Annotated in this window: 6 protein-coding genes; 2 read left to right on the top strand and 4 right to left on the bottom strand. The window is 69.3% G+C overall.

Annotated features, from left to right (window positions below):
- Nucleotides 1–39: 39 nt before the first annotated feature.
- Nucleotides 40–489 (bottom strand): nuclear transport factor 2 family protein, encoded by a 450-nt coding sequence (locus ACWGIC_RS36590; protein ID WP_452080513.1) that lies wholly within the window; start codon nt 487–489, stop codon nt 40–42.
- Between the two features lie 187 nt (nt 490–676).
- On the opposite strand from ACWGIC_RS36590, the gene ACWGIC_RS36585 reads away from it, so the two are divergent.
- On the top strand, nt 677–1,624 hold the full coding sequence (locus tag ACWGIC_RS36585; RefSeq protein ID WP_452080512.1) for an aromatase/cyclase: 948 nt from the start codon (nt 677–679) through the stop codon (nt 1,622–1,624).
- Nucleotides 1,625–1,646: 22 nt separating this feature from the next.
- Complete coding sequence (locus ACWGIC_RS36580) at nt 1,647–2,360, top strand: class I SAM-dependent methyltransferase (protein ID WP_452080511.1); 714 nt, start codon at nt 1,647–1,649, stop codon at nt 2,358–2,360.
- 96 nt (nt 2,361–2,456) lie between these two features.
- Here the strand turns inward: ACWGIC_RS36580 and ACWGIC_RS36575 are convergent, their stop codons facing one another.
- The 3 genes from ACWGIC_RS36575 to ACWGIC_RS36565 all read right to left on the bottom strand — a co-directional run bounded on the left by ACWGIC_RS36575 (nt 2,457) and on the right by ACWGIC_RS36565 (nt 6,463).
- Nucleotides 2,457–3,512: a methyltransferase gene (locus ACWGIC_RS36575; RefSeq protein ID WP_452080510.1), complete on the bottom strand. Its 1,056-nt coding sequence runs from the start codon at nt 3,510–3,512 to the stop codon at nt 2,457–2,459.
- A gap of 21 nt (nt 3,513–3,533) precedes the next feature.
- The gene (gene dapC / locus ACWGIC_RS36570; protein WP_452080509.1) at nt 3,534–4,643 is read right to left on the bottom strand and encodes a succinyldiaminopimelate transaminase; all 1,110 of its coding nucleotides are present in this window, start codon (nt 4,641–4,643) and stop codon (nt 3,534–3,536) included.
- A gap of 164 nt (nt 4,644–4,807) precedes the next feature.
- On the bottom strand, nt 4,808–6,463 hold the full coding sequence (locus ACWGIC_RS36565; RefSeq protein WP_452080508.1) for an MDR family MFS transporter: 1,656 nt from the start codon (nt 6,461–6,463) through the stop codon (nt 4,808–4,810).
- Between the last annotated feature and the right edge of the window lie 153 nt (nt 6,464–6,616).

The raw sequence follows: 6,616 nt of genomic DNA, 5'->3' as shown, positions 1-6,616 counted from the left end.
GGACGGGGCAGACCGTCCGGCCCGGCGGCGCGAAACGGGTCAGGGCAAGTCGTCTCGGGTGACCCGGCGTTCGCTCACCAGCAGCTGACCGTCCACTCGCACCAGTTCGTCCTCGCAGACACAGGTTCGGTACAGCTGCGGTGTGCCGCCGCGATGGGTGCTGAACACTAGTGCGTAGCAACGGACGTGCACGGCACCGTCAGCGCGCGGCGTGACAGCGACCATTCCGTGCCAGTGCCGTTGCACCTCGCCCGCCGCCGCCATCTCTCCGACTGCTTTGGCCACATTGGACGCCAGTGCCGCCCTTCCCCGCACCGGCTGCGAACGGGACGGCAGGTGGAACAAGGCGTCCTCGGTGAACGTTTCCGCCCATTCCCGGGCGGCACCGGAGTCCAGCAGGTGCATGTGCCGGGCGTAGAACTGCTGCACTTCGGCGTAGAGCCGGTCGAACGCGATTTCCTCGGATTGCTGGTCGGTCTGGGTCGGCACGGCGATCTCCTTCCGCTGGCTTGGCGCCCGCGCGCGCAGCGACCGTGCCACGCGCCGGTCGATCCGCGATGGAGCCGCCGTGGAGCACGGGCCGCCCGCCGCGAGGTCGAGCCGTGCTCGATCGGCGCTCCAAAGACCACCTCGACCGTGGTGGGGCGACGTCTCCGCCGACGAAGGGACTTGATCAGTGTTGACACACACGAGGCACACCACGGAGGAGCGCATCCGGGTGGCCGCACCGGCCGGGGTCGTGCGCGGCCTGATCACCGACGTCGAGGGCTGGGTCCAGCTGCACCCGCCCGCGGTGCACGCCGAGGTGCTCTGCCGCGACCAGGAAGGCGATCTGGTCCAGCAGTGGACGCTGGCGGGCGACGACGAGGTGCGGGTGCGCCGGCTGCGCCGCAGGCTCTACGACGAGGACCGGATCACCTTCGCCCATCAGCCCGCGGAACCGCCGTTCGCCGAAGCCGGCGGAGGGTGGATCATCGAACCGCAGAGCGACGGCGGCACGGTGGTGCGGATGTACCACGAGTTCGCGTTGTCCGAGCCGGACGAGGAGCTGGCCGCCACGAGCCTGGCAGCCATGCGCCGAGGGGCCGCCGGATACCTGGCGACGCTGAAATACGCCGCGGAGCACCGCGACGAGTTGCAGGAGCTGACCGTTTCCTTCGACGATCCGCTGTTCGTCGCCGGCTCGGTGGAGGACGCCTACGCCTACCTGTACGAGGCGGACAAATGGCCGGGCCGGATCCCGCACGTGACCCGGCTGGACATGACCGAGAAAGTCGAGAACATCCAGTTCTTCGACATGGACACTCTCTCCGCGGACGGGTCCCGCCACGCCACCCGGTCGGTGCGGGTCTGCCTGCCGCGGCGCAAGATCGGCTACAAGCAGATCCAGCCGCCCAAGACGATGACCGCGCACACCGGGCACTGGGCGTTCACCGAGACGCGCGAGGGCGTCGTCGTGACGTCGCGGCACACCGCGACGATCCGGCCGGACGGGCTGCACCTGCTGGGCGAGGGGATGACTGTCGAGGGCGCCCGCCGGTACCTGCGCCGGGTGCTCAGTGCCAACAGCACGGGCAACCTGCGCCTGACGAAGGAGTACGCCGAGAAACTCGCCGGCTTCTGAACCGGATGCGGAGGAAATGCGCATGGCGGAAAAGGTGATCCGGGACGGGGTCGCCGATCCGGACGTGCCGGAGGACGTGCGCGCCGGTGCGGCCGGATACGGCGGATTTCTGCTGAGCGTCTACGACCAGTGGGTGCTCGGGTGCGTCTGCTCGGCGGTGTGGCGCTGCCCGCGCGGGATCATGCTGCGGCTCTACGACCGCAACGTGGGCGCCCGGCATCTCGATCTGGGACCGGGTACGGGATTCTTCCTGGACCGCTGCTGGTTCCCGGTGCGGGAGCCGCGGGTGGCGCTGGTGGACCTCAACGAGAACGTGTTGCGCACCGCGGGCCGCCGGATCCGGCGGTACGCTCCGGCGCTGTACCGGCGGAATGTGCTGGCCCCGCTGGAACTCGGCCCGGAGCGGTTCGACTCGGCCGGGTTGAACCTGCTGCTGCACTGCCTGCCCGGCGGGATGCCGCACAAGGCGACCGCGATCGACCACGTGCTGTCCTGCGTCCGGCCCGGCGGACGGGTCTTCGGTTCGACGGTGCTGGGTCGCGGCGTGCGGCACGGCAGGCTGGCAGTGAAAGCGCTGCAGTCCTTCAACGAAGACGGCTCGATGAGCAACGCCGAGGATTCACTGGACGGGCTGGAGGCAGAGTTGGCCGCCAGATTCGCCGACTACCGGATCCGGGTGCACGGCTCGATCGCGTTGTTCGAAGCGACCGCGCCGGACGACCGGACGGAGGACTGACCGCGGTGCACTCCCGGCGGTCCTTGCCCGGTGTGCGACCGGACCGGACCGTCCTGGCCGCGTCCCGCTCGGGCGCGGCCAGGGCGGCGGCGGGGGTCACCGTCGCGCGACGATGAGATTCCACGGACTCGGCGGACCGAACGAAGATCCGGTCGAGAACTCGGGAAGCACCTGAGTGAGGTCGAAACCGGCCTCCGTGACGATGGTGCGGAATTCGTACAGCGAACGCAGCCTGCCGCCGAAAATGCTGCGCAGGAAGAGATTGCGGAATACCGTCTCGTCGGTCGAGATCCCCGCCGGCGGGCGGGCGGGGCAGGACCAGTCGACGACCAGGAGAGTACTTCCCGGGGGCGCGGCCTGGTGGCAGTTCGCCAGGATCTGCCCGGCTTCCCGGTCGTCCCAGTCGCAGAGCACGCTCTTGAGAAGGTAGAGGTCGCCGTCGGGCGGGACTTTGTCCAGGAAGTTCCCGGCGGTGAACTCGATCCGCTCGGCGATCCGCGGATCGACCGAGGACCTCGCCAGATCGAGCACCCCCGGCTGTTCGTAGAGAACTCCGGTCGCCTGCGGCGCGGCGCGCAGGATGTGGCTGAGCAAGGTCCCGTTGCCGCCGCCCACGTCGACGATCCGGTCGTGCCGGGAGAAGTCGTAGCACGAGAGCAGATCCGGTGCGCACCCGGCGGAGAACTCACCCATCAGGTCGACGAACGCCGCCTGCGCCGCGCTGTCCTCGGCGAGGTAGGGATAAATCCCCGCGTCGGCAGGGGAGTCCGCCGGCTCGCGGGTCCGGACCAGATCGGCGATCTGCTCGAACCTCCGGTTCGCCCCGGGGGAGGCCAGGAACCGGGCGAGTTTCGCGTCGAAGGCGTCGGAGGCGAGCAGCCGGCCGCGGTCGGTCACCGCGAGCAGCCCGTCCTCGTCCGCCTGGACCAGGTTCAGGGAGACGCAGACCGACAGAAAGCTCGACAGTGCGTTTTCGTCGGCGCCGATGGCGCGGCACAGCTGCGGCACCGAGGCCGGGCCGGTGTCCAGCAGATCGGCCACGCGCAGGTCGGCGAAGGCGCGGATCACCTGCCCGGTGAAGCCGCCGAACAGCTGGCCGTGGATCTCGTAGCTCATTTCCTCGGCAGGGTCGTCAGACCAGTGTCGTTGCATGGGTGCTCCTTGTCCGCTGCTTCATGACGGTGCGGGCCCGGGCCAGTTGCCCCTGATTCGTTCGACGGCCGACTCGATGCGTTCGTCCGTCGCGGTGAACGCGATGCGGACGTGCCGTGCACCGGCCTGCCCGTAGAATTCGCCGGGGGCGACCAGAATTCCGAGCTCCGCCAGTTCCTTGAGGGTGGTCCAGCACGCCTGGTCCCGGGTGGCCCAGAGAAACAGCGACGCCCGGGAGCCCTCGATCCGGAATCCCGCCGATTCGAGGGCGGACCGCAACCGGTCGCGCCGGCGGCGGTACCGCGCGCGCTGCCCGGTCACGTGCTCGTCGTCGTTCAGCGCCGCGATCATCGCGGCCTGCACCGGAGCCGGGACGACGTGGCCGGCCTGTTTTCGCACCGAAAGCAGCTTCGAGATCACTTTCGGGTCTCCGGCGGCGAAGCCGGCCCGGTAACCGGCCAGATTGGATCGTTTGGACAGCGAGTGCACGGCGACCAGTCCCTCGTGACTGCCCCCGCACACCTCCGGGGCCAGGATGGAGGTGGGCTGGCAGTCCCAGCCGTACTCCAGATAGCACTCGTCGTTGACCACGAGGCTTCCGTGCTCCCGTGCCCAGGCCACGATTTCCCGCAGCTGGCCTGCGGAAAGCACCCGGCCGTCCGGGTTGGACGGGGAGTTGAGCCAGACGACGCGCGGCGCCTTGCCGGCGATCGCCATCGGCGTCGGCGCGGGCACCGCGGTCGCGCACGCCAGCCGCGCGCTCACCTCGTAGGTGGGGAAGCACAATTCCGGCAGCGCGATCACGTCCTCGGGCAGGACCCCGGCCATCGTGGGCAGCCAGGCGATCAGTTCCTTGGTCCCGGCGGCGGCGATGACCGCGCCGGGGTCGACCGTCACGCCGTGCCTGCGCGCCAGCCAGACCGCCGCCGCCTCGCGCAGCTCCGGAATGCCTTCGCTCGGCGGGTAGCCGGGGGCGTCGGCCGCCGCCCGCAGCGCCTGCTGGATCAGCTCCGGCACCGGGTCGACGGGCTCGCCGAGGGCGAGGTTGACGATTCCGTCCGGATGCTCCAGCGCTCGCTTGCGGTGCGCGGCGATGGCGTCCCACGGAAACTGCGGAAGTTCACCGATCATTTCGGCCGCTCCTGACTGTGGACGGTGCCCGGCTTCGCGCCCCGGTCCCTCGGCGGGACCGGCGGATTTCTGCCGCGCACGGAGGAAGACTCGGTCCGCAACCGTAGGGCGCGCGGTTCGAGACGGAGTCGAATCCGGCCGGTTCCCGTTGCCGCGAAAGGGGATCAGTACTCGTCGTCCACCGGTTCGAGCGGGGTGTCCGGCCGCAGTTCCCGGAGGAACCAGGTCATCAGGAACCCGATCCAGAGCACGATGCTTGCGGTGAGGAACATCCAGTGGCAGCCGCTCGCGAAGGCGTCCACCAGCGGACGGGACAGCCGCGGGTCGAGGTCGTGCAGGAACGACATGTCGTTCAGGTTGATCCCGTTGCCGCCGCCGGCCTGCGCGAGGTCGCGCAGTTTGCTGTTCGCCGGGTTGCTCAGCACGACCGGATCCTGCAGGGCTTGCCGGAAAGCGTTGTCGCCGCTGTTCAGCAGCTCGCTCAGCCGGGACGAGGTGACGGCGAACAGCACGGTCAGCAGCGCGGCGATCCCGCAGCTCGCGCCCAGCTGGCGGAACATGCTCGCCGAGGCGTTGGCCACGCCCATTTCGCTTTCCGGCGCGGAGTTCTGCGCCGCCAGGGTGATCACGGTGATGGCGATGCCGATGCCGAGACCGATCCAGGCGACCAGCAGGATCGTCGCCCACAGCGGCGTGGCCGGCCCGGAAAAGGACATGCCCAGCAGCCCGGCCGCCATCGAGCCGAGCCCGGCCAGCGCCAGCGGCTTGAACCGGCCGGTGGCCTTGATGATGACGCCGGCGCTGCCCTGCGAGACCACCGCGCCGCCCATGAACGGGATGATCATCAGGCCCGCTGAGGTCGGGCTCATTCCGTGCACGAGCTGCAGATAGAGCGGGAGAATCGTGATGGTGCCGAACATGCCGACGCCGACGGTGAAAGCCACCGCTACGCACAACGTGATGCCGCCTCGCCGGAACAGCCGCAGCGGAAGGATGCCCGCGACGCCCATCCGCCGCTCCCACAGCACGAACGCGATCAGGCCGGCGGCGGCGACGCCGTAAAGAGCGACCGACAGGCCCGACGTCCAGCCCCAGTCCAGCCCCTGCTCCGCCACGATCAGCAGCGGGACGATGCCCAGCGCCAGCGCCAGCGATCCGCCGTAGTCGATCCGCTGCTCGACCCGCTGATGCCGCAGCTTCAGCGATTTGTGCACGGTGAACAGCGCGAGCAGCCCCAGCGGAATATTGATCAGGAAGGCCCAGCGCCATCCGCTGATCCCCAGGATCGTCGCGGTGCCCGCGAAAGCGCCGCCGACGAGCGGGCCGATCACGCTGGCCGCCACCCAGACCACGGTGGAATAGGTGAAGTAGCGGGCGCGGTCGCGAAGCGGAGCCATGTCGCCGATGATGGCTGTGGGCAACGACATCAGCCCTGCTCCGCCGAGGCCCTGGACGACCCTGGCCAGTGACAGCAGCACCATCGAATCGGCGAGCACGCACCCGATCGAACCGAGCACGAAGACCGCGATGGCACTCATGTACAGCGGTTTGCGGCCGTAGAGGTCGGAAAGCTTGCCGTAGAGCGGCATCGCGACAGTGGAGGCGATCAGATAGCCCGTGGTCGCCCACGCCTGAACGGTTTCGCCGTGCAGCTGGTCGGCGATCGTCCGCATCGCGGTGGCCACGATGGTCTGGTCCAGCGCTCCGAGCAGGATGGCCAGGAGCAGACCGGACAGTGCGGTGAGGATCTGCCGATGAGTGAACCCGCCGGGGACCGGAGCCGCGGCGGCCTGGTCGACGTTGTGTGCCGGATCCGTCATTGCTTCCTGATTTCGGGTCGGGGGCCATGGCCCGGGGACGTGCCCCGCGCCGTGCCCGGGGCCTGTCGAGCTCGTCTGCTGATTGACAAGCTCTTGTCATTCTCGACGGTAGCGAGGACGGGCGAACTTGACAAGCTCTTGTCGGCTTTTGGG

Source organism: Amycolatopsis sp. NPDC054798, from assembly GCF_053611505.1.
Note: the sequence above shows the minus strand (reverse complement) of the source record. Positions and strands in the feature narration are given on the sequence as shown.

Bases quoted from the DNA above. Each gene is read 5' to 3' on its own strand.
- ACWGIC_RS36580 (WP_452080511.1), top strand. From the start codon at position 1,647: ATGGCGGAAAAGGTGATCCGGGACGGGGTCGCCGATCCGGACGTGCCG.
- ACWGIC_RS36575 (WP_452080510.1), bottom strand. From the start codon at position 3,512: ATGCAACGACACTGGTCTGACGACCCTGCCGAGGAAATGAGCTACGAG.
- dapC (WP_452080509.1), bottom strand. From the start codon at position 4,643: ATGATCGGTGAACTTCCGCAGTTTCCGTGGGACGCCATCGCCGCGCAC.
- ACWGIC_RS36565 (WP_452080508.1), bottom strand. From the start codon at position 6,463: ATGACGGATCCGGCACACAACGTCGACCAGGCCGCCGCGGCTCCGGTC.